18 protein-coding genes and 1 pseudogene are annotated in these 23,881 nt (G+C 61.5%); 14 read left to right on the top strand and 5 right to left on the bottom strand.

Annotation, left to right across the window (positions count from 1 at the left end; translation table 11 throughout):
• Window positions 1–268 precede the first annotated feature (268 nt).
• The 11 genes from petA to ABIB06_RS10490 all read left to right on the top strand — a co-directional run bounded on the left by petA (window position 269) and on the right by ABIB06_RS10490 (window position 14,990).
• The gene (gene petA / locus ABIB06_RS10540; RefSeq protein WP_354069074.1) at window positions 269–922 is read left to right on the top strand and encodes a ubiquinol-cytochrome c reductase iron-sulfur subunit; all 654 of its coding nucleotides are present in this window, start codon (window positions 269–271) and stop codon (window positions 920–922) included.
• A gap of 100 nt (window positions 923–1,022) precedes the next feature.
• On the top strand, window positions 1,023–2,150 hold the full coding sequence (locus ABIB06_RS10535) for an efflux RND transporter periplasmic adaptor subunit (protein ID WP_354069032.1): 1,128 nt from the start codon (window positions 1,023–1,025) through the stop codon (window positions 2,148–2,150).
• Between the two features lie 9 nt (window positions 2,151–2,159).
• Entirely contained in the window at window positions 2,160–5,252 is a 3,093-nt protein-coding gene (locus tag ABIB06_RS10530) for an efflux RND transporter permease subunit (protein WP_354069034.1), read from the top strand.
• Between the two features lie 430 nt (window positions 5,253–5,682).
• Window positions 5,683–6,750, top strand: a complete 1,068-nt coding sequence (locus ABIB06_RS10525; protein ID WP_354069036.1) for an ABC transporter ATP-binding protein — start codon at window positions 5,683–5,685, stop codon at window positions 6,748–6,750.
• 102 nt (window positions 6,751–6,852) lie between these two features.
• Entirely contained in the window at window positions 6,853–8,196 is a 1,344-nt protein-coding gene (locus tag ABIB06_RS10520; RefSeq protein WP_354049511.1) for an ABC transporter substrate-binding protein, read from the top strand.
• Between the two features lie 130 nt (window positions 8,197–8,326).
• Window positions 8,327–9,286, top strand: coding sequence for a carbohydrate ABC transporter permease (locus tag ABIB06_RS10515; RefSeq protein ID WP_502916542.1), 960 nt, complete (start codon window positions 8,327–8,329; stop codon window positions 9,284–9,286).
• On the top strand, window positions 9,279–10,193 hold the full coding sequence (locus ABIB06_RS10510) for a carbohydrate ABC transporter permease (protein WP_354049510.1): 915 nt from the start codon (window positions 9,279–9,281) through the stop codon (window positions 10,191–10,193). The genes ABIB06_RS10515 and ABIB06_RS10510 overlap by 8 nt, the downstream gene beginning before the upstream one ends.
• A gap of 410 nt (window positions 10,194–10,603) precedes the next feature.
• Entirely contained in the window at window positions 10,604–12,076 is a 1,473-nt protein-coding gene (locus ABIB06_RS10505; RefSeq protein WP_354069038.1) for an ABC transporter substrate-binding protein, read from the top strand.
• Between the two features lie 19 nt (window positions 12,077–12,095).
• Complete coding sequence (locus tag ABIB06_RS10500; RefSeq protein WP_354049508.1) at window positions 12,096–13,127, top strand: ABC transporter ATP-binding protein; 1,032 nt, start codon at window positions 12,096–12,098, stop codon at window positions 13,125–13,127.
• Window positions 13,128–13,149: 22 nt separating this feature from the next.
• A complete protein-coding gene (locus tag ABIB06_RS10495) occupies window positions 13,150–14,124 on the top strand; it encodes a carbohydrate ABC transporter permease (protein ID WP_354049507.1) in 975 nt (324 codons plus the stop codon).
• 11 nt (window positions 14,125–14,135) lie between these two features.
• Window positions 14,136–14,990, top strand: coding sequence for a carbohydrate ABC transporter permease (locus ABIB06_RS10490; RefSeq protein ID WP_354049506.1), 855 nt, complete (start codon window positions 14,136–14,138; stop codon window positions 14,988–14,990).
• Between the two features lie 550 nt (window positions 14,991–15,540).
• On the opposite strand, the gene ABIB06_RS10485 is transcribed toward ABIB06_RS10490, so the two are convergent.
• A complete protein-coding gene (locus tag ABIB06_RS10485) occupies window positions 15,541–16,044 on the bottom strand; it encodes a putative quinol monooxygenase (protein ID WP_354049505.1) in 504 nt (167 codons plus the stop codon).
• Window positions 16,045–16,590: 546 nt separating this feature from the next.
• On the opposite strand from ABIB06_RS10485, the gene ABIB06_RS10480 reads away from it, so the two are divergent.
• Complete coding sequence (locus tag ABIB06_RS10480; protein WP_354049504.1) at window positions 16,591–17,229, top strand: hypothetical protein; 639 nt, start codon at window positions 16,591–16,593, stop codon at window positions 17,227–17,229.
• A gap of 212 nt (window positions 17,230–17,441) precedes the next feature.
• On the opposite strand, the gene ABIB06_RS10475 is transcribed toward ABIB06_RS10480, so the two are convergent.
• Together ABIB06_RS10475 and ABIB06_RS10470 are read right to left on the bottom strand one after the other, a co-directional pair.
• On the bottom strand, window positions 17,442–17,681 hold the full coding sequence (locus ABIB06_RS10475; protein ID WP_354049503.1) for a DUF1127 domain-containing protein: 240 nt from the start codon (window positions 17,679–17,681) through the stop codon (window positions 17,442–17,444).
• On the bottom strand, window positions 17,678–19,069 hold the full coding sequence (locus tag ABIB06_RS10470) for an MFS transporter (protein ID WP_354049527.1): 1,392 nt from the start codon (window positions 19,067–19,069) through the stop codon (window positions 17,678–17,680). The genes ABIB06_RS10475 and ABIB06_RS10470 overlap by 4 nt, the downstream gene beginning before the upstream one ends.
• 231 nt (window positions 19,070–19,300) lie before the next feature.
• On the opposite strand from ABIB06_RS10470, the gene ABIB06_RS10465 reads away from it, so the two are divergent.
• Window positions 19,301–20,041, top strand: a complete 741-nt coding sequence (locus ABIB06_RS10465; RefSeq protein ID WP_354049502.1) for an ArsR/SmtB family transcription factor — start codon at window positions 19,301–19,303, stop codon at window positions 20,039–20,041.
• Window positions 20,042–21,426: 1,385 nt separating this feature from the next.
• Window positions 21,427–22,057, top strand: a pseudogene (locus ABIB06_RS10460) (DUF4396 domain-containing protein).
• A 39-nt stretch (window positions 22,058–22,096) separates the two neighbouring features.
• Here ABIB06_RS10460 and ABIB06_RS10455 read toward each other — a convergent pair.
• Complete coding sequence (locus ABIB06_RS10455) at window positions 22,097–23,002, bottom strand: formate dehydrogenase accessory sulfurtransferase FdhD (protein WP_354049501.1); 906 nt, start codon at window positions 23,000–23,002, stop codon at window positions 22,097–22,099.
• Between the two features lie 222 nt (window positions 23,003–23,224).
• A complete protein-coding gene (locus ABIB06_RS10450; RefSeq protein WP_354049500.1) occupies window positions 23,225–23,878 on the bottom strand; it encodes a cytochrome c3 family protein in 654 nt (217 codons plus the stop codon).
• Window positions 23,879–23,881 lie beyond the last annotated feature (3 nt).

Raw genomic sequence — 23,881 nt, 5'->3', positions numbered from 1 at the left:
GCTGAGACGTCCTTGCTTCTGAAGTTGAGAGGAGCGCCTGTGCCCTGGCGAGGCGCGCGTTCAACAATCGTTGAGAACAGACCAGAGCGGGTCTGCCAATCTGGACACGCACGAAAGCGACGCCAGATAATCAGCGCTGGTTGTTTGCAACTGCGCCTTTGCGTGGCGCGGGCGCCTGAACCGGTCCATTCAATCCTCGGGGCACTGCTCAACTTCGGGCGCGCGCGGCGGCTACGCCGTTCGCGCCGTGTCGATACAGGAACCCGTCATGACCGAATCAGAGTCCATCGCAACCGCTGCTCCATCCGAGAAGTCGACGCGTCGTGATTTTCTTTACATAGCAACCGCCGCCTTCGGTGCTATCGGCGCCGCGGCATCGATCGTCCCTTTCATCAGTCAGATGAATCCGGATGCGTCGACGCTGGCGGCAGGGGGCCCGGTCGAGCTCGATCTCGGGAAGGTCGCACCGGGCCAGCAGGTAGTGATTCGCTTGCGCAGCCGACCTGTATTCGTCACCCACCGCACGCCGGAAGCAGTGAAGAGACTCAGGGATCCTGCACTGCTGGCGTTGTTGGCCGATCCTCAATCATCCGAATTACAGCAGCCGCCCTATGTGAAGAATTGGCATCGCTCCATCAAGCCGGAGTTCGGGATCGTGATCGGCATCTGCACCCATCTCGGTTGCATTCCAATATTTGAACCGCAACCGAATCCGACGTCGCCTGCACCGAATTGGCCAGGCGGCTATTTCTGTCCATGTCACGGCTCCAAATATGATCTCGCCGGACGTGTCTATCACGGGGTCCCGGCTCCCTATAATCTGCCGGTTCCTCCGCACCACTTCCTCAGCGACACGATGCTGCGCATCGGCGAGAACCCGCCGAATTCCAATTTCGAATTCGGCTCGATCAGACAGATCTAGGCGACAGTCGATGCGTTCGCACGCAAACTCGCGAGATGTTGAGACCCGACGGCTCGCACGCGCGTTATCGGATGTTCATCGCATTACCCGAGGCTCCCCGATGTTTCGACGAATGGTCATCATGTTGGCGCTGGTCGCCGCGGCTTTCGCGGCGATCTTCGGGTTTCAAGCCTTCAAGGCGCGAATGATACAAAAAGCGATTGCCGGCTTGCGCAATCCCCCGCAAACGGTCTCCACCATCACGGCCGCAACGCAACCTTGGCAGAAGCGGCTGGAGGCCGTCGGCAGCACAAGGGCGGAAAAGGGAGCGGACCTCAGCGCGCAGGTGCCAGGCATCGTCAAGGCCATACACTTCCAATCCGGCGCGAAGGTCGAGAAGGGAACGCTGCTGGTCGAACTCGAGGCAGCCGACGACGTCGCTCATCTGCAAAGTCTCAGGGCCGCCGAAGCACTCGCGCAATTCAACTATGACCGTTCCAGCCACCTGTTGAAGACCGACGCGGTCAGCAAGCAGACCGCCGACACGGACCTGGCGACGCTAAAGAGCGACCAGGCGCAGGTCGCGCAGCAGCAAGCGCTGATCGGATACAAATCGATTACCGCGCCATTCTCGGGCCGGCTCGGCATACGGCAGGTCGACCTCGGCCAGTACATCGCGCCGGGTACCCCGATCGTCACGCTGCAGCAGCTTGATCCGATTTTCGTCGATTTCTATCTGCCGCAGCAGGCGCTTGCAGAAATCAGGGGCGGGCAGGTGGTTACGGCCAAGGTCGACACCTATCCCGACCTGAAATTCACCGGCAAGATTCTGGCGATCAACCCGCTTGTCGACACGGCGAGCCGGAACGTCCAGGTCCGGGCGACTTTCGGCAATCCCGACGAGAAGCTGCTGCCCGGGATGTTTGTGACAGTCGACATCGACGTGGGCGCGCCGCAGCACTACGTCACGCTGCCGAAGACGGCGATCTACTACAACTCCTATGGTGACATCGCATACGTCGTCAAAGAGGAGGCAGAGAAGGGTGGAGAGAAGAAGTACGTCGCTCAGCAGGTGTTCGTGAAGACCGGCGACACGAGAGGTGACCAGGTCGCGGTCCTGACCGGGGTCGAGCCCGGCGCCGTCGTGGTGAGCGCGGGGCAGAACAAGCTCCACAACGGTTCACCCGTCAAGATCGATAACAAGATCAGCATTCCCTTCAGCGCCAATCCGCAAGTCTCGGAAGAATGAGGCTCGCCCATGCGCTTTACCGATCTATTCATTCGCCGGCCCGTTCTCGCCACCGTGGTCAACCTGATGATCCTGGCACTTGGCTTGCGTGCCATGGGTTCGCTGCCGGTTCTGCAATATCCTCGTACGCAGAACGCGGTCGTCACCGTAACAACGACCTATTACGGCGCCGATGCGGATGTGATCGCGGGGTTCATCACCACGCCCCTGGAGACCGCCATCGCGCAGGCAAACGGCATCGACTATATGAGCTCGCAAAGCGCGAGCGGTGTCAGCACGATCACCGTCTATCTCCGCCTGAACTACGATGCGGACAAAGCGCTGACCGAGATCAATACCAAGGTCAACTCGGTGCTCAACCAACTCCCGTCTGGGTCGCAGCAGCCGATGCTCACGGTACAGATCGGTCAGACCATCGATGCCATGTATCTCGGCTTCGACAGCGACGTCCTGGCCCGCAATCAGATCACCGATTATCTCACCCGTGTCGTGCAGCCCAAGCTGCAGGCGGTGCCGGGGGTGCAGACCGCGGAAATCCTTGGAGCTCAGAATTTTGCCCTGCGGGCATGGCTCGACCCGAAGAAGCTCGCCGCTTACGGCCTCACCGCGACCGATGTTTCGACCGCGCTGGCACAAAACAACTACATTTCAGGACTTGGAACCACCAAGGGACGGATGGTCGAGATCAACCTGACCGCATCGACCGGCCTGCATACCGAAAGCGAATTCGCCAATCTCATCGTGAAGCAGGCGGGTGGCGCGATCGTGCGGTTGAAGGACGTTGCGAACGTCTCGCTTGGCGCGGACAGTTACGAGACTCAGGTCGCTTTTGACGGCAAGCCCGCGGTCTATATCGGCATCCAGGTGGCGCCCGCGGCCAACCTGCTCAATGTCATCGCGGGCGTGCACAAGATCTTCCCCGCCATCCACGCGGCGCTGCCCAACGGCCTGCATGGCCAGATCGTCTACGATTCGACTAATTTTGTGCACGCGGCAATTGGCGACGTGGCGTGGACGCTCGTGGAAGCCCTGGTGATCGTCAACATCGTCGTATTCCTGTTTCTCGGCTCGCTGCGATCGGTCGTCATCCCGATGGTCGCGATCCCGCTGTCCCTGGTCGGCGCCTTCACGATCATGCTGGCGCTCGGCTTTTCGATCAACCTCCTGACGCTATTGGCGCTGGTGCTTGCGATCGGGCTCGTCGTCGATGACGCCATCATCGTCGTCGAGAATGTCAACCGTCATCTCGAGCAGGGCAAAACGTCCCTTGCCGCTGCGATGGCCGCGGCGCGCGAGCTTGGCCGTCCGATCATCGCGATGACCGTCGTATTGATCGCGGTCTACGTACCGATCGCGTTTCAGGGCGGGTTGACCGGGGCGTTATTTACGGAGTTCGCGTTTACCCTTGTCGGCACCGTGACGATATCGGCAGTTGTCGCCTTGACGCTGTCGCCGATGATGGGCTCGCGCCTCTTGAAACCGCCAAGCGCAACACATGGCTGGCAGGAGAAGCTCTCGAGGCTGATCGATCGCGCCTTCGAGGCCATACACCGCTTCTATCTGAAGCGGCTGCACAACAGCCTAGACTATCTGCCCGTGACATCGGTCTTCGCTCTCCTCGTGCTATCCAGCATCTATTTCCTCTATACGGGCGCCAAGAGCGAGCTCGCGCCGCAGGAGGATCAGGGTGTTGTTGTCACGTCTTCGACGCTCGCGCCGGACGCAACGTTGCAGCAGAAGGTGCTGTACGCCAAGCAAGTGTTCCAGATCATGAAGGAGTACCCGGAAACGGATCATGTTTTCCAGATCAATTCGCCGAGCAGGATCGTCGCGGGAATGGTGCTCAAGCCCTGGGACGAGCGCTCGCGGACCAGCAACGAGCTCCAGCCGATCGTTCAGAAGCGGCTCGACGAGGTTGCCGGCGCGCGGATTGCGGCATTTCAGCTTCCTCCGTTGCCGGGCAGCCAGGGTCTGCCGGTTCAATTCGTGATCAAGACCACGGACCCGTTCGAACGGCTAAACGATGCCGCCCAGCGGTTTCTCTCTGCCGCGATCAACAGCGGAATGTTCATTTTCCTCGACACCGATCTCAAGATCGACAACCCCGAGTCGGTGGTGGAGATCGATCGTGACAAGGCCGCGCAGCTAGGGCTCAAGATGAGCGATGTCGGCAGCGCCATGACGGCGATGCTCGGCGGCGGCTACGTGAACTACTTCAGCCTTGACCAGCGTTCCTACAAGGTGATCCCCCAGGTGCAACACCGCTATCGCCTCAATGCGGATCAACTGCTGAACTACTACGTGGCCAGCATCTCCGGCGTTCCCGTTCCGCTGTCGACGATCGCGCACATCACCACCAAGACGGTGCCGGAGACGCTCAATCATTTTCAGCAGCTCAACAGCGCCACGATCCAGGGCGTGGCGGCCCCCGGCGTCGCGCAAGCCGACGCGCTCGAGTTTCTCAAGACCCTGGCCGCGAGGACGTTGCCGGAGGGCTATACGGTCGATTACAGCGGCTTGTCGCGCCAATATATTCAGGAATCCTCCGGCTTCGTCGAGACTTTCGGATTTGCGATCGTCATCATCTTCCTTTCGCTCGCGGCGTTGTTCGAAAGCTTTCGCGATCCATGCATCATCCTGGTCTCGGTGCCGATGTCGATTGCGGGCGCGCTGATTGTCGTCAGCCTTGGCGTCGGCGGGGCATCGCTGAACATCTACACGGATGTCGGCCTGGTGACGCTGATGGGCCTGATCAGCAAGCACGCGATCTTGATCGTGGAGTTTGCAAATGATCTGCAGGGCCGCGGCGTGTCGAAGCGCGAGGCGATCGAGCAGGCCGCTGGAATCCGGCTGCGTCCCATTCTGATGACGACGGCGGCGATGGTGCTTGGCGTCGTCCCGTTGATCCTCGCTAGCGGCGCCGGCGCCGTATCCCGTTTCAACATGGGGCTCGTGATCGCGAGCGGGCTTTCGATCGGGACGCTCTTTACGCTGTTCGTGGTACCGGCCGTCTATCTGTTGATCGCGACGGATCATTCCCGCCGGGCCGAGCAGAGCGCTTCGCAACTCCCGGCGGCCGGTGATGCCGTTGGCAGGATTTGAGATTCGGTTCTGCCATTCCTCCGGAGACAACCGGAACGAAGCACGCCTCGATCAGGCGTGTAGAGATTCAGTCCAGCGCTTGCCACCGGACGAGAAATTCGGTGCGCGGAGCAAGCGCAGAAGGCGCGCGCTGCCTCGCTCGGGAGCGATCGCGTCACCTGCGCCCGCGTCGAATGCTTCAGCAAACTTTAGTCTAGCGCTGCACCGAGCAACTCTTGGGCACGCTTCGCGTTACAACCGGACGCCAACGAGACCGCGCTGACGCAGGGCGATCTTACACGCGAGAGCCGTTATCTTGTCGGTGCCGGCTTTGATAGCGGTAACAGAGATCGACGGTTCGGGATTTCATAACGACTCCGGCAGAAATCTGGTCAGGTCGCAGCGACGGCCCGAGGCAATGACCGGGACAGACGTGGCAGAAGGAGCTACTGTGGCCACCGTTTCCATCCGCGATGTGCGCAAGCGTTTTGGCACGACCGAGGTTCTGCACGGCGTCAGCGTCGAGATCGGCGATGGCGAGTTCGCGATTCTGGTGGGGCCATCGGGCTGCGGCAAGTCGACGCTGCTCAGGATGATCGCAGGGCTCGAGAACGTCAGTTCGGGCGAGATCGCGATCGGCGAGCGGGTGGTGAACAACGTGGCGCCGAAAGAGCGTGACATCGCCATGGTGTTCCAGAATTACGCTCTCTATCCGCACATGACGGTGCGCGACAACATGGCGTTCGCGCTCAGCCTCGCCAAGGCGCCGAAGGACGTGATCGACCGGCAGGTGGCGCGGGCAGCGCAGATTCTTGGCCTCGCGCAGTATCTCAACCGCTATCCGCGCCAGCTTTCCGGTGGGCAGCGCCAGCGCGTAGCGATGGGGCGGGCGATCGTGCGCGACCCCCAAGTGTTCCTGTTCGACGAGCCGCTGTCAAACCTCGATGCCAAGCTCAGGGTGCAGATGCGGACCGAGATCAAGGAGTTGCACCAGCGGCTGACCACGACCACGGTCTATGTCACCCACGACCAGGTTGAGGCGATGACGATGGCCGACAAGATCGTAGTGATGAACAATGGCCATGTGGAGCAGATCGGGGCGCCGCTCGATCTTTACGACCGGCCGCGCAACATGTTTGTGGCGGGGTTCATCGGTTCGCCGGCGATGAATTTTCTCGAAGGGCGGATCGACGGCGGGGCGTTCCGGGCGGCGGATGGGGTGGCGCTGCCGCTGCCGCAATCGCTGAAAGCCGAGGGCGCCGACGGGAGACCGATCATCTACGGCATCCGGCCCGAACACTTCCAGCTGAGCCCCGACGGACAGCCCTCGACGGTGAGCCTGATCGAGCCGACCGGGTCGGAAACCCAGGTGACGGCGCGCTTCGCTGGTGTGCCGATCATCTGCGCGTTCCGCGAGCGGGTCGCAGCGCGACCGGGTGAGACCATCCAAATCGCGGTAGATCCGGCGAGCGTGCATCTGTTCGACGCCGGCAATCATCAGCGGATGGAGGGCGGTTGACGGCGGAGCGCCACGGCCGCGTGGCCGCTGAGCACCGGGCCGGTTCGGCGCGACACTGCGCTGGAGGCGGGCCGGATAACGAGCAAGGGAAGGAAACAGGAAATGGTGGAATTCACACGGCGAGAATCGTTGGCGCTGGGACTGGCAGCCGCGTCGATACCGATCCTCGGCGCCGGGCGCGCCCAAGCCGCCGTCGATGACGTGCCGACCAAGAGTGTCACTCAGCTTGAGTACAAGCTGGAGAAGGGGGCGACGCTCAGCGTGTTACGGCCGGCAAAGTTCGTCGCCGCCGACGAAAAATACTGGAACATCAATACCGCCGCCTATACCAAGGCGACCGGCATCGATGTCAAGACTAGCTTCCTGAGCTGGGAGGACATGCGCCCGCAGGAGGCAGTGACCGCCAATACCGGCGCCGGGCCAGATATGATCGTGGGCTTTGGCTCCGACCCGCAGATCTATGCTTCCAAGGTCCATGACATGTCGGACCTGGCCGAGTATCTCGGCACCAAGTATGGCGGCTGGTACAATCTGGCCAAGTTGTACGGCACCAAATGGGGCACCAAGGACTGGATCGGCATCCCGATGGGCGGCAGTTCGGGTCCGTGCGCCTATCGCGTGTCGTGGGTGAAGGAAGCCGGCTACAGCAAGATCCCCGATGATCTCGAAGGCTTTCTGACATTGTGCGAGAAGCTGCAGAAGGCCGGGCATCCGGCCGGCGCGTCACTTGGCCATGCAGTCGGTGACGCCAACGCCTTCGCCAACTGGCTGCTGTGGACCCACGGCGCCTATCTGGTCGACGAGGAGGGCAAGATGGCGATTGACTCGAAGGAGACGGTCGCGGCTCTGAAATACGCGACCCGGCTGCAGAAGACCTTCATTCCCGGCACACTGTCGTGGAACGATTCGGGTAACAACAAGGCCTATGCCGCCGGCGAGATCGGCCTCACCTTCAACGGTGTGTCGATCTACTTCGCCAACCGGTTCTCGCCCAACGAGGCGCAGCAGGCGATTGCCGAGGACACCTTCTTCCAACTGGCGCCGAAGGGGATGGCGCATACGACGCCCGAATCGGCGCTGGTGTTGAGCGCGATGGTGTTCAAGCACACCAAATACCCGAACGCGGCCAAGGATTTCGTTCGCTTCATGATGGAGAAGGATCAGTACGGGCCGTGGCTGTCGGCCTGCCTCGGCTACTGGTCGGAGCCGCTCGATGCCTATTCCAAGATGAAGTTCTGGACTGAAAATCCGCGGTTGCAGGCCTTCCGCGGCGCGATGGATACGCAGTTCTACGATGGCTACAAGGGACCGATCAGCCCGGCTTCGAGCGCCGTCGCGGCGAACTATACCGTCGTTGACATGTTCGCGTCGGTCGCGTCCGGCGCCGCATCGCCAGAATCGGCGGTCAAGCTGGCGGCGAGTCAGGCCCAACGGTACTACGGGTAGCGGCGGGGTGCAGAGGCCGACGTTCAACCTCAGCGGAGCGGCGGCCCCGGCCCTCGAGTGAAGCTGCGAGAGCGGGGGGCGGCGTCGCCGCCCCTCCGTGTTGCGGGGATCGACCCCGAAGGGAGGAGTGATGGACGCGACCGCGAACACGGCCGAGCGGCTGTTTATCCGCCGCCCAGACGGCTGGCTGACCCGGATGTTCGACAACAAGGCATTCCTGGTCACACTGTGCATGCTGCCGACGGCCGGGCTGCTGCTGATCTTCCTCACCTATCCGCTCGGGCTCGGGCTGTGGCTGTCGATGACCGATGCGACGATCGGCCAGCCGGGCCATTTCATCGGCTTGCAGAATTTCATCTCGCTGTCGCAAGACCCGATCTTCTGGATGTCGGTGACTAACACGATCATGTACACGGTGGTCGCGACGAGCGGGAAGTTCCTGCTCGGGCTGTGGCTGGCGATGCTGCTCAACAACTACATCCCATTCCGCGCCTTCATACGCGCGATCGTGCTGCTGCCGTGGATCGTGCCGACGGTACTGTCGGCGATCGCGTGGTGGTGGATCTACGACCCGCAGTTCTCGATCATCTCCTATCTGCTGGTGAACGTGCTGCACCTGCGCAGCACCTATATCGACTTTCTTGGCGCGCCGTGGAATGCGCGCGGGTCGCTGGTGGTGGTCAATATCTGGCGCGGAATTCCGTTCGTCGCCATCACGCTCCTGGCCGGGCTGCAAACCATCTCGCCCACACTCTACGAGGCGGCCCTGCTGGATGGCGCCAACGGCTGGCAGAGATTCCGCCGCATCACCGTGCCGCTCCTGATGCCGATCCTGTCGGTGGCGCTGACGCTCTCGGTGCTGTTCACCTTCTCCGACTTCCAGCTGGTCTATGCGATCACCCGCGGCGGGCCGTTCAACACCACACATCTGATGGCGACGCTCGCGTTCCAGCGCGCCATCCCGGGGTCGCAATTGGGCGAAGGGGCGGCGATCGCGGTTGCGATGATCCCGTTCCTGATCGTGGCGACATTGCTATGCTTCTACGGCGTCGGCCGACGCAAATGGCAGCAGGGGGCCGGCAATGACTGATACGATCACCGACGCCACAGAGCCCGGGCCGCTCGCCCGCGCGGTACAGGACGAGCCCGAAAGGCCGTCGTGGGATTCGCAGGCCAAGAGGGTGGTGACGCTCTATATCCCGCTCGCCTTGTTCGTGATCCTGCTGCTGTTTCCGTTCTACTGGATGACGATCACCGCGCTCAAACCCGACTACGAGATGTATGACTATGCGAAGTTCAGCCCGTTCTGGGTGCACTCGCCGACGCTCGCCAACATCGACAAGCTGCTGTTCCACACCAACTATCCGCGCTGGCTGCTGGTCACCATGTCGGTCGCCGTCGCATCCACCTTCCTGTCTGTGGCGGCGAGCGTGCTCGCGGCCTACGCGATCGAGCGGCTGCGATTCAAAGGCGCGCAACATGTCGGGCTGGCGATCTATCTCGCCTATCTGGTACCGCCGACGATCCTGTTCATTCCGCTGGCGACAATGATTTTCCAGTTCGGGCTGTTCAACAACCCAATCTCGCTGGTGCTGACCTACCCGACCTTCCTGGTGCCGTTCTGCACATGGCTCCTGATCGGCTACTTCAAATCGATCCCGTATGAGCTGGAAGAATGCGCACTGATCGACGGGGCCTCGCGGCTGCAGATTCTGAAGCGGATCACCCTGCCGCTCGCGGTGCCAGGGCTGATCTCGGCCGGGATCTTCGCCTTCACCCTGTCATGGAACGAATTCATCTACGCGCTTGCCTTCATCCAGAGCACTGACCGCAAGACGGTGCCGGTGGCAATCTTGACCGAGTTGGTCACGGGCGATGTGTATCAATGGGGCTCGCTGATGGCCGGCTCCTTGCTCGGCTCGGTGCCGGTGGCATTGATCTACTCGTTCTTCGTCGAGTATTACGTCTCCAGCCTGACGGGGGCGGTGAAGGAGTAATTCGCGCAGCACGCGATTTTGGTCTCCCTAATCACGGAACAGGTTCTGCCCGTCCCCCATGCTGATCCGCCACGCTGCCGGCACGGTGGCGTGGAAGCCTTCAGTATGTCGGGTGTAGCGATGATGACGTTGGATGCCGCGACGATCTGGATCGCGGATGCCACGTTGGTTGCGGCGCAAGCGCAGAAGGCGCGCGCTGCCTCGCTCAGATCGAGTCACCTGCGCCCGCGTCGAATGTTTTAGCAACTTTAGTCTAGCGCTGCGCCGAGCAACCCTTGGGCACGCGTTGCGTTATTCGCTTTGTCTTGCGGACGATAAAAGGAGCCGAAAGCCGATCGAACAAAGCATGTACGAGCGAGGGCCGGGGTTCGATCCCAATCCACCAGCATTTCGTCAAAGGGAGAGAAGCCATGCCCACATGGTGTAACGTTCTAATGCGCAAAGCGCTGCCGCTTGCTGCCGCTGCGCTTTGTCTACTCGGCGCAAGCGCAATTGTGCGCGCCGCAGAAACGTCAGATGAGCCCATTTCCGGCGTCAAACCGTCACCGATCCATTTTTCGACGAGATACGGCTCGCTGACCTTCCCGGAGAAATTCCCGGACGGCACGACGCTGTCGATCACGCAATGGAGTCATTTCGTTCCGAGGTACGACAAGTGGTTCGACGCCTACGTCCAGCAGTGGGGAGCGGCACATAACGTCAAGGTCTCGGTCCAGCACATCAGCTACGCCGACCTCAATTCGACACTCGCCGCCGCCATTGCCGCCAAGAGCGGCCCGACGCTCATGCAGATGAATGCGACGCCCGCCGCGTTCATCCAGGGTTTGCAGCCCTTGGACGACGTCAATGACGCGGCCAAAGCCACCTACGGCGAGGGCGTGGCGCCGTGCACCCATCAGGCCTATCTGCCCGTCAAGCAGGAATGGTATGCCTATTGCGTCGGCTGGGTCCCCGATCCCGGCGACTATCGCACGTCATTGTGGAAGGACGCCGGCTATCCGCAGGGACCGGCCAGCTATGACGATCTCATCAAGGGTGGCGAGAAGATCTACAAGAAGACCGGCATTCCGGTCGGCGTCGGAATGTCGCCCGAGATCGATTCGGAATTCTATGCGCGCTCGCTGATCTGGTCGTTCGGCGGCCAGGTGCAGGACGCCTGCGGCAACGTAACGCTGGACTCGCCGAAAGTGATCGACGCGGTGAAGTATCAGGCCAAGCTGTATCATACCGTCGAAACGCCGGAGGTGTTCTCCTGGAATGCGGCATCGAATAATCAGGCGTTCGTCTCGGGCCGCGCGTCCTACGTCCAGAACTCGATCTCCTTCTATCGGACAGCTCAGGAATCCAACCCGCAGACCGCGACCGACACCGGCTTCAGGCCGGGGCTGAAGGGCCCGGCCGGTGACGTGCACCAGACCGCGCATGTGTGGTTCATCTACGTGCTGCCCAAATACGTGACCGACAAGAACCAGATCGAGGCGGCGAAGAAGTTCATGCTCGATCTCACCGCCAATTACAGTTCGGACACGTACTACAGCAAGCTCTATGACTTCCCGGCCTATCCGAAGACGGTCCCGCAGCTTGCGCAGAAGGACGGCTGGATCGATCACGATCCGTGGGGTTCGAACCCGCCGGACAAGCTCTCGGTGCTCAAGGGAGCCTTGGCCTGGACCGCATGGCTGGGTTATCCCGGCTACGCCAGCCCGGCCACCAGCGAGGTCTACAACACGTTCCTGCTCTCCACGATGATGACGCAAGCGGCGCGCGGTGAAAAAACGCCCGAGCAGGCCGTCAAGGACACCGCGGCTCAGGTGCAGAAGATAACCGATAAATGGAAGCACCTTGGCTTCGTCGGCTGCGGCCGCGAGGCCAGCAAGGATTAGCTAGCCGAGGACCGCAGTCGTGGCCATACTGGAAGTCAGAGGGTTGGCGAAGCACTTCGGTGATTTCAAGGCTCTCAAGGGAATCGACCTGACGACGATGGAAGGTGAATTCCTCACCATCGTCGGTCCTTCCGGCTGCGGCAAGACGACCTTGATGCGATTGATCGCCGGCCTTGAAAAGCCGACCGCCGGCGACGTCCTTCTCAACGGCAGGCCGATCACCCCGCTGCCTCCACGGGCGCGAAATATCGCGATGGTGTTCCAGAGCTACGCCCTCTACCCGCACATGTCGGTTGCCGACAACATCGCCTTTCCGCTCAAGGCGCGGGGCATTGCGAAAGCAGAGCAGGAGCGGCTGATCCGCTGGGCCGCGGGAATACTCCGCATCGAGCCTCTGCTTCAGCGCCGGCCGGCGCGGCTCTCCGGCGGCGAGAAGCAGAAGGTAGCGCTGGCGCGGGCGATCGTGCGCAAACCGTCCCTCTTCATCTTCGACGAGCCGCTGAGCTCCCTCGATGCCCAGGTGCGGGCGGTGGCGCGCGCCGAGCTCCGCCAACTGCATGATCGCACCGGCATCACAACCGTCTATGTGACGCATGATCAGGTCGAGGCAGTTGGTCTCGGCGACCGTGTCGCGGTGATGCAGTCGGGCACGCTGCGCCAGTTGGGCTCGCCACAGCAGCTTTACAACGAGCCCGCGAGCACATTTGTCGCCGGGTTCATTGGCACGCCGCCGATGAATCTGTTGGAGCATGGCGGCACGATCGTGGGTTTTCGCCCGGAGCACGCTCTGCCGCGCGCCACAGCTCCCGAATCCGCGGATGTCGCCGCGTTTTCGGTGCGCATCAAGCGGATCGAATTTCTCGGCGCCGAATGGCTCGCCTACGGCAGCGCGGATGGCCAATTCGGCAACGTCAACGTGCTGTGCAAGTTGCGACCGGAGACTGTCGGCAAGGTGAAAGCTGGCGTAGTCCAGGAGTTCGTGGTGGCGCGCCACAACTTGCGTTTTTTCAGCAAGGCGACTGGCATGCGTGCGGCACCTTCGCCGATCTGAGATATTGCAGGGAGATGCAGGCTTGAGGGACGAGGTGAAATCGGGTGGACGAGCCGGCGGCCAGAAGGAGCTGCCGCAGGCCCCGGTGCGGATCGGACTTGCGGATCGCGATGGTGCTGTCGGCACTATCATGCTGGCGCCGGCCATCATCTACGTGATCGGCCTGGTCGCGCTACCGTTCTTTCTTGCCGTTGCGCTGAGCCTCAGCGACGCGACGGTCGGCAATCCCGGCATTCATCACTTCGTGGGCCTCGGCAATTTCGTGAGCGCGGTTCACGACGCCGCGTTCCAGCTTGCGTTACGCAACAGTGTCATCGTCACCGCGGCGACGCTCGTGCTGCTCACCATCCTGACGATCCTTCAGGTGGAGTTGCTGGCGCGCGACTTCCCGGGCAAGAAGCTTGCTGAAATACTCCTGATCCTGCCCTGGGCCATGCCGGTTGCGCTCGCCGCCGTCGGTTGGCTCTGGCTGCTCGATTCGGAGTTCAGCCCGATCGACTGGATTCTTCGGGCGGTGGGCCTGCTCGGACCGGGTACCGTGCTGGGGCCGGCCAACAACCTGTTTTATCTCGGCCGCGAATGGCTTGGACTCGGTGCCATCGTGGTGATCAACGTGTGGCGCACACTCCCGCTGTCCACCATCATCGTCCTGGCTGGCCGTACCGCCATTCCGAACGAACTATACGAGCAGGCTGCGCTCGACGGCGCCGGTTATTTCCGCGTCCTGTTCCAGATCACATTGCCGGCGCTGGCGGTCCTGCTCATTGTCGCCATCCTGTTCACCGTTCTCGTCATCTTCGGCGACATGACGGTCGTCGCGCTGACCACCAGGGGCGGGCCTGGCTACACGACCCAGATTCTGCCGTATTGGGCCTATCTGAAAGGCATCCAGGGTGGGGCGCTGAGCGAAGGCGCGGCGGTCGCGCTGTTCCTGTTTCCTGTACTGCTCGCCGCGGCGGTCCTCGTGCTGCGCATGGCCTATCGGCGGGAGGAGTAGCGGCTATGCGCATGACGGGATTGTTCCGTTCGATCGGCTTCTACGCGGGGCTGCTGCTGTTCTGCGTGTTCGCAATCTTCCCGGCCGCGTGGATGCTGATCACCGCCTTCAAGAGCAACGCGGACCTCTACAATCCGACCAACAATCCGTTTCTGTTCAATCTTCCTCCGACGCTGAGCCACATCGAATTCCTGTTTGCGCAGACGAATTTTCCGATCTTTCTCTGGAATTCCTTCCTGATCGGCATCATCGTCGTTGCCATCACCCTGCTGCTCGCGGTGCCCGCGGCCTACAGCCTCGCGCGGCTCATGGGCCATTGGGGCGAACACTCGAGCATCGCGATCTTCCTCGTCTATCTCATTCCGCCCACGCTTCTCTTCATTCCCCTGTATGAGATCGTGACCGAGCTCGGTCTCGCCAACTCGATATGGTCGTTGGTTCTGGTCTATCCGACGATCACCGTTCCGTTCTGCACCTGGCTCTTGCTCAGCTTCTTTCGTTCGATCCCGCGGGATGTCGAGGAGGCGGCGCTGACCGACGGTTGGAGCCGCGTCGGCGTTTTCTTCCGTGTGGCGCTACCGCTTGCGGTGCCAGGTATTACGACCTGCGTCGTCTTCGCGTTTGCGCTGTCGTTGAGCGACTACATCTACGCGGCGGTGTTCGTGAGCGCGACCGCAAGCCGCACCGTGAGCGCCGGCGTGCCCACTGAATTGATTCGCGGCGATATCTATTACTGGCAGGAGCTGATGGCGGCGACTGCCTTTGTCGGGATTCCACTCGCGGTAGTGTATGGGCTGCTATTTGATTGGCTGGTCAAGGGCTTCCAGGTCGAGCTTCCGCGTCGAGCGGCGGCGCCACCGGCCTGAGCGCATTGCGCGATGGGATCCCAAGGGATCCCAAGCAGGCGTTCAAGTTCGCGCAGATGAAGCGGCAGCTTGCGCTGATCGTCATCGCCCTCGACCAAATGTCGAACGCGCAACAGCCATTACGCGGATGCGCTGTCGGATCGCCCGGACACGCGCCGGGCCTTCCCCCAGCCCGTATGCGCGCGCGATAGAGCTACGCCACTCAACATGCTACTCCTCGTAGTCTAGCAACCGCTATGGGGTTCAAATCCTGGAAGCCTTGCTCCACGTTACGTTACCTTGCGAGGCGCTATGGCTCTTCCGGCGGCTGAACAGGCCTTTGCCGGCGGCGAAATCCCATTCTGGCCGTAGCTCAAATGATGGGCTTTGGTCCAGGAACGTCGGAAACACTTTATCTTTCAATGAGGATTGACTGACACTCTCTCCGCCATTTTTACTTTTATGCACGCCACTCTATCCGGTCCTTGCCGGGGCTACGATTTGGCGTCGACCGGGTCTTACCTCGCGTCATCTAAGCTGCTTAGGCTTCGAATTCTCCAACGTCATCTGGCTACAGAAGCGAATATTGTTTGCGTTCTCGCTTGGAAAGAAGCGGAAGTGCTTCGCCCACGATGAGGCTCTTGAAATACTCGCTCGCCTGGTGAGCCAGGAAGGCATCGTCGTTTTCAAAGAGCTCGTAGAACAGAAACTGCGCGGGATCGTCCTTGCCCTGACCGATCAGAAACAGCTTCATGCCGGGTTCGCTTTGTGCCTGCGGCAAAAAGCGGCGCAACGTGGCGACAACCGCGTCCGCCTTTCCTTCCCTCGCTTCCCATTGAGCGACGACGAGGATACCGCCGCCCCGCCCGATTTCGTTTATTGCACTTTGGTTCACACTGCCCTGGCTCATAATGTCCGTTCCCTCGGGTGTTCGGAATTGAGATTGCGCCTCGGCCGGCAACGCAAAAGCCGCCTCGGACAAGGCAACGGATCCCCCCAATATCGTGAAGGCGGATCTGCGGGTGAATAACCCGCTGTGGTGCAGCGGGCGTTTTATCGGGCTGTTGTCAGACATTGCGCTTTGCTCCCGTTGACAACGAAACATTGGTTCCGGTGATCCAAGAAGAACACCGCAAACACTACGGTCACGACCGTAATGACGCGCGGGGCCTTTCGATCTGAACTGGCTATGATTGCGAAATGCCGTCACTCAATTTGAACGTTGCCGAAATCGCGGCGCTTGTCGGCGACCCGGGCCGAACTAGCTGCGCTGATGGATGGCCGCGCGCTTTCCGCAAAGGAATTGTCGTATCTAGCCGAAGTAACACCCCGGACGACCAGCGGGCATTTGGCCAAGCTTTCGAAGCCCAACCCTCTGATCTTGACGGAGCGCGGCCGGCGGCACTGTTGCGCGGATCGCGTCACCGTTGGTCAGCCAAATGCTGGAGAGCACCATGGCAATTGCAGGTGCTCAAGCACCGCCGCCTCGACTACGACCCTCGCGCGTGGAAGAGAGGGTGCGCACTGCCCGTACGTCGGCGAGCGCGCAGTCCTTGCGGGGCAAACTGAAGCTGCCCGCCGCCGGCCCTGTGACCGGTCAAAGAACTGAGACGATGATCCGATGAATGCGCCCATGACGGTCAGGGCCGCCGAGGCCTTCAGTCGCGTCCGCTTATCGCGGACCTTCTTCATGCGCGACTTTCTCTACAGCGAGATCGCTGCAATCGAAGGCATGGCGAACCTCCCCGAGGATCTCGATCTCGCAATCGCCGCCGGCCGCGGTCTTTGCGAAAATCTCCTGGAACCGTTGCAGGCGACATTCGGGCGCATAGCGATCCGCTCGGCCTACCGGTCGCCTCAAGTCAACGCCTTTGGCTGCATCCACCGGCTCAGCTGCGCCTCGAATGAGAAGAACAGGGCTCGTCATACGTGGGATCGGCGCAGCGCGGACGGCGGCATGGGCGCGGTCACAAGCGTCGTAGTGCCCTGGCTGGTCGACCGTCTCGGGTCCGGTGCGACATGGGAGGCCATGGCCTGGTGGATCCATGACCACCTGCCCTACAGCGATCTCCAATTCTTCCCCAATCTCGCCGCCTTTAATATTGGGTGGCATGAGAGACCTAAGCGCACAATCTATAGCTTCATCCCACCTCGCGGCTTCCTGACTAAGCCGGGTTTCGACAACCACACGGGCGAACACGGCCATCTTTATGCGGGTTTCCCGCAGATCGTGGTCCCCGAACCCTTTACGCATCGCTGATCAGAGTGCGGCAAATACCAGATCGTGACTTTTCGACGGCTCCAAGCAACATCAATGTCGATGGCGGGACGAGCAAACCGAGAGCGCCAACCAGAGCGCCGGCCTGAAGGACGAGATTGAAGTAGGTGTGCCCGTCCCGCACGCGAAAATCCTCCGTTCTTGTCCGGTCGCCGCTGCCACTATGACGGCCTTTCGGTTCGCCGCCGCGGCGATCAATCTCGCCAATCGCGAAGGGGCCGCCAGAACGGCTGGCGCACCTCGTGGTTGACGACGCTGGGATCGAGGCAGAGCTCGCGGATCGTCCGCTCGTCAAGGCTGGCGAGCTCGCGGCGCCCCACGTGGCGGCGGCGCCACTCGCGCAGCGTCGCGACGATCAAGTCCAGGATCAGGCTCCAGCCCGCGCGCGGTGCCACGACCGGTGCAAGGCCTGAAGACCCGGCGTTGCCCTTCATCGCGGTTCCCTCGCGCGGCCATAGGTGATCGCGATCGCGCCTGCGAGCAGAACGGCGGCCGAAATCACGAGCGAGGCATGCGCGCCCGTAATGAACTCGTTGTCCCCTCCGACCAGCGAGCCGAACAGGGCAACGCCAAGCACGCTGCCGGTCTGCCGCGTCGCATTCAGCACACCCGCGGCGATGCCGGATCGCGACTTATCGACACTGCCGAGCAGCGTCGAGGTCAAAGGCGGCACGAGCAGGCCGAGCCCGCCGCCAAGGACGAGGAACTGCGCGCCGATCGCCCAGTAGCTCGTGTCTGAGGCCATGGGCAGCAGCGCAACGCAGCCCACGGCGGTGATTACCGAAGCCAGCGCGATGGTTTGCGGTGCTCCGAGGCGCTCGCTGACCGACGCGGCCACGAGGTTGGCGGGCAGCACCATGGCCATCATGGGCACGAAGGCGAGGCCCGTTGCGAACGGCGACGAGCCACGGATATTCTGGAAATAGAGGCTCAGCACGAAGATCAGGCCGTAGAAGGCGATGTTGAAGAGAACCCCGACCAGCGCCGTGAGCGCGAACATGCGATGGCCGAACAGCGAGAGCGGCAGCATCGGTTGTGGCGCGCGCGCCTCGCGCCACACGAACAGGAGTCCGACCACGGCCGCCGCCGCGAAGCCCACGATGACGAGCGGATGGCCCCAGCCGAGCCTGCCGCCCTCGATCAGGGCGCCGGCCAGCACGCCGAGCGCTGTGATCGCCGCGATCTGGCCCGGCAGATCAATCTCGCGCTGCGCGAGTCGCGGCGTCTCCTCCGCATAACGGCAGGCGAGCCAGAGGCCGGCGGCGCCGATCGGCAGGTTGACCAGAAAGATCGAGCGCCAGCCAACCAGCGCGATTAGCACGCCGCCGACGAACGGCCCCGCGGTCAGTGCGACGCTCGCGCCTGCGGCCCAGAAGCCGACCGCGCGGCGGCGCTCCTTCGGATCGGCATAGGCGTGATTGAGCAGCGTCAGCGAATTCGGCACCAGGATCGCCGCCGCCAAGCCCTGCACCGAGCGCGCGGCGATCAGGAACACCGCCGACGGCGCCAGCGCGCAGGCGAGCGACGCCAACGTGAAGGTCGCAAAGCCCGCCATGAAAATCCGTTTGGCGCCGAGGCGGTCGCCGAGCGCGCCGGCGGTCAAAATGAAGGCGGCGAACGCGATGGTATAAGCGGTCACCACCCATTGCAGCTCGGCGACACTACCGCCGAGCGAGGCGCCGATGCTGCTCAGCGCGGTATTGACGATGGTGATGTCGAGCTGCACCACGCCAAGGCCAAGGCTCATGGCGGCAAGTGCCAACGCCGTCGCGAGATGCGAACGGGATGATGTGTTGTCGGGGCGGGCTTGTTCCGGCTGCATTGTTTTGAGCAAAGTTGTTTGCATGGATCACATTCAGTTTCCTGTGAGAATTTGATCGAATATTCGAAGCCGCAGGATGATCTTTCGCTTCATGGCGGCACTTCCTTTCGCAGGGCACATCGGTGTATGCGCAACCTATGTCCCACGATCGAACCAGTCTCGCGGAACTGCTACCGTCCTGGCCGTAGTATTTGTGCTTGGCGCTGCGTCCTCGTCGGCGTAGGACAAGACATGGACACGGGACCCAAAATCGCCCAGGTCGCGGCACTCGTCGGCGATCCGGCGCGCGCCAACATGCTCAGCGCGCTGATGGATGGCCGAACATTGACCGCCTCGGAACTCGCCTATGTGTCCGGCGTGGCACCGCAGACAGCGAGCGGCCATCTTGCGAAACTCAGCGACGCCGGATTGCTCGCGCTCGAAAGGCAGGGCCGGCGACGATATTTCCGCCTCGCCTCTCCGCTCGTCGCGCGCATGCTGGAAGGTCTCATGGTCTTGGCGCAGGAAGGCCCCGCCCGGCAGCGCAATCTCTGGCGCGGCGGAGAGACGCTCCGACACGCGCGTACATGCTATGATCACATGGCCGGCCGCATCGCCGTCGCGATCGCTGCCCGGCTAGTCCAACAGTCGTTTATTCTGCTCGACGAGGATGGCGGGCAACTAACCGATGCCGGTCGGTCATTCTTCGATGAGTACGGCATCGATCTTCGCGTCTCCTCCAAGCGCCGAGTCTTCTGCCGTCCCTGTCTCGACTGGAGCGAGCGCCGGCCCCATCTGGCTGGGGCGGTCGGTGCTGCCATTCTTCGTCACGCTCTCGAGAACGATTGGGTTGAGCATGTCCGGGATAGCCGCGCGCTCGTCGTGACCCCTGTTGGTGTTAGTGGACTCGCCACAACATTCGGCATCGAGGGCGCACCCCCGACGGATGGCCGCGAAGGGCGGTTTGCATCATGCGGCGTACCGAGAGTGTAGCTTGTCCAAGACCGCGAAGATGTCCGAAGGCTTGGGCCGCCGCGTGCCTAATTGACTCCGCGCTACGTTGCCTTGCGAAACCGCGCTATAGCTCTTTCATGACGTCGACCGCCGACGGAAATTGAGGGGCGGGGCCAGAACCTGAATGAGCCACTATCAGGATTCCGCGGCTGACGGCGATCAGGCTGAGCGGTGCGACGGCAATTTGCCTTTCGCTAGTCGCTTGATGGCACTGTTGTCGATGACGGACCATTGGGCGGACAGGCTTTTGTCGAAGGCGAAATCCCCTTTTTCCGGTAGCTCAAACGGCGGGTTTTGGTTTGGGAAGCTCGAAAATACCTTATCTTTCAATAGGGGTTGACTGACACTCTCTCCGCCAGCGCACCGTTCTCCTCTGTATCCGATCGAACCGACAACAACACAATGAGTAGCGCAACAAAGGCTGTCGTGGGTAGTTCCGCGATGTTACCCCCAGTCACCGCGCAAACCGTAGCTTCTGAGAGTGGGGTTGGAGGAGGGATGGCGCGATGAAAGTCTCCGGACGTTTCAAATCGCGACTTGAAGCCAATGTTCGTATCGGTGGCATGTCCCCGCAACAGAGCTGGGACGCCAAACGTAGGTTGAGCCACCGCTTCCTTCAATACGATGAGCCTGAGATTGATATCCACGTTCGGCCGTGAGTTGAAGCGGTTCAGCTAGATGCCGACGTCGGACCAGGGATCCGGTCTGATCCTCTCTACCTGGGATGTCGCTCGATAGCGTCCACATAGGATGCCGATGAGGAGCGAACCGCTCCCGGTCCAAAAACTGACACCGATCACCAATCGGGCAGGGCGCCCGAGTCGGTGAATCATGAGCTAATTTTCTGACAAATTTCCTCGCTCGGTGATCCCGCGACTCGGTCTATGACGTCTTCGTCGCACGAAAAATGCGGGTGCACACAGATGCCAAATTCGAATGATGTCACCAGCAACGAGGTGCTTTGGGAGCGGGTCGCGTCCCTGCTCATCGTGGGTGCCAGCGTGTTCGGTGTGAATGCTGATCGAAAACTGACTCCCATCGGCGTCGTCGGGACCCCTTAAGGCCCTTGATTTCATTGAATTCAAATGATGGGAGCCCCACGCCGATTATGGCTGAGACTCCACGCCGAAACACATATGTTCGGCCGCCTGTTGCGCGCTGCTGTAGAGGCAGTAGCTGAGAGAGTTTCATAGCACTAAATCCGCTGGCAGTTGCGCTTGTCGTCGAACTCCCCAGGTGTGCTTTCGCGGTCGGAAAGGCACCCACCCTGTTTGGCTGTTCCTAATTCGTCGGGCGATGATATTGGAACGACCGTGGTTCACACAGCTTGTCATGTTCAAGGTGTGCATCGCGTGGACGGTTTCTTGCTTCCTGGCTGGCTCCAATATCTATCAGTCTCCTGCGTTGCGCTCGGCTTGGTCTGCGCGGTTGTTGTCGCATTGGATGAAGGTCGCAATCCGCAGCACATGCAAAGCAAAACAACGTGGACAAGAGCCGCCCAACCAGCGGCTCACGCCATTTCCGGTGATGGTGGCGAACGGCACGCTGCATTGCGGAGGTGGCTGCGCGTTGGGTGACCTCTGCGCCGAATGGCTCGCCTTCGCGATTCCCACGATCGCCCTGGCTTTCGGCTGGCGCAGCATATTTCAGGAGAAAATGTTCGCGGTCTGGGTGCTCGACTTCCTGTTCGCCTATGGGTTCGGCATACTATTTCAGTATTTCACGATTGCACCGATGCGCGGTCTTTCCATATGGCAAGGCCTATGGGCAGCCGTAAAGGCTGATACAATTTCCATTACTGCCTGGCAGATCGGCATGTACGGGTTTATGGCGTTCGCGAAGTTTTAGCTTTTTGGCCGGTTGCTTGGGATCAGCCTCAATGTCGATAGCTTTGAGTTCTGGTTCATGATGCAGATTGCGATGCTGTGCGGGTTTGTGACCTCATATCCGGCCAATTGGTGGTTGCTCAAAGCTGGCATCAAGGAGAAGATGTAGGCAAGAACGTTCTCCTTCTTCACGTTGGTTCAACGCGGATCAAATGTCGTAGGACGCCACTCCATCGGGATGCGTGAATATCTCAAATTCGCTTCCACGGGCCACGCCGACAAGTGTAATGCCGCATTCGTCCGCAGTTTTCACGGCCAACGCCGTGGGAGCCGAGATCGCGATCACAAAGGGAGAATGCGCCGCCGCCGTCTTCATCTCGAGCGAAACGCGACTGGTCAGAACGACTGCACCCAGGTGCCCGGCCACATTCTGACGAGCGAGTCCTCCGACCAGCTTGTCGAGAGCGTTGTGCCGTCCGACATCTTCGCGGGCCATCAACAGCTGGCCCTCACGCGAGAAGAACCCGGCGGCATGCGTGGCCCGGGTCTGTCGGTTCAGAGGTTGCGCTTCGCACAAATCCCGAATCGCGGCCTCGATTTGCCTCGGCGTAAGGGAGAACTGCCTGACCACTCCAGGGCAAGGCTTGAGTGCCTCGCTCAAGCTCTCGATGCCACAAAGACCGCAGCCGGTGGATCCGATCATCTTCCGCTGTCTGGACTTGAGCTCCGAGCCCTTTTCGCGCTGCAACCACATGCGGGTCTCGATACCATCGGATCCGGAGATGGGATCGTAGGCGTGCCACGCTGCCTTCGGAAAGGCCTGCAGTAAATCGTCGATCTGCCTCAGCAGCGTCGGTGACATGATTCGTCCCGTCAGCAGCCGAAAGCCATCGCCGCCGCTTGCTCTCATCTGCTGCACTTGCGTCAGTTGCGCCTGCCGCAACTGTTCGTAGGAGGCGATCGCGCCATCATGCAGGACGGTGCGTGAACGGTCGGGATCGTACAGCGACAGCACGGCCGCTTCGGCAAACACATCCGTTGCGCCGAGGCTGGCGGGATGCCGCGGATTGCCTTCCACTTTGATCGGTCGCCCGTCTACGGAGGTGACGATCACGCCGCGGCCGAATCCCGACAGTGAGCGTGGTCGCGAATTTGAGCGCTTCGCCGGGGACCACACGTTCGGGCATCTTGACGTAGGGAATGATCTGTTCGTCGGGCTTGCTGCAGGCGGCCAGGCTGCCGGCAATGCCCGTCGCTAGCAGGCTGAGCGCCCGGCGGCGGTTCAGCGCAGTGCTGCCGCGCCGCAACGATTGCGAGCCTTTCACGGGCAGCTCCTTCACCTGTGGCATATCGAGCAGTCCGTGAGGTGATCGGTGCGGATGTGATAGGCCGCGACGAGCTTGCGCCCGGCCTGCTCCTGATTTGGCGGCGGCGTCCACTTGGGGTCGAACACGGTATCGCGCGGTTGAACGGCCTTGGCAGGATTGCGGTGGCAATCGAGGCACCATTGCATCGTCAGTGGCGCGGCCTGTCGCATCAGTCGCATCTGATCAACCGCCCCGTGGCAGGTGACGCAGCCGACGCCTTTGGCGATGTGGATCGAATGATCGAAGTAGACGTAGTCAGGCAGCCGGTGCACGCGCTGCCAGGCGATCGGCTTGTTTTCCGTCAAGCTGGTCCGGACCGGTGCCAGCATGCGGGCGTTGGTCCATATCTGCGAGTGGCATGTCATGCAGGTTTCCGTCGGCGGCATTCCCGCGAAACGAGCCTTCTCAACGGAGGTGTGGCAATAGCGGCAATCGAGTCCAAGGCCGCCGACATGGTGTTCATGGCTGAAGGGTACCGGCTGGTTGCGCGTGACGTTTTGGCTGGTCGTGTAAGGAGAACGGGCAAGCTGATAAGCGAAGCCGAGACCTACGATCGGCAACGCGCCGAGCGCAGCCAGGAGCAGCATCGCAATGGTGTTCGCGCCCGGACGGAAGATCTGCATGCA

The organism is Bradyrhizobium sp. LB8.2 (genome assembly GCF_040548035.1).
Classification (GTDB): Bacteria; Pseudomonadota; Alphaproteobacteria; order Rhizobiales; family Xanthobacteraceae; genus Bradyrhizobium.
Note: the sequence above shows the minus strand (reverse complement) of the source record. Positions and strands in the feature narration are given on the sequence as shown.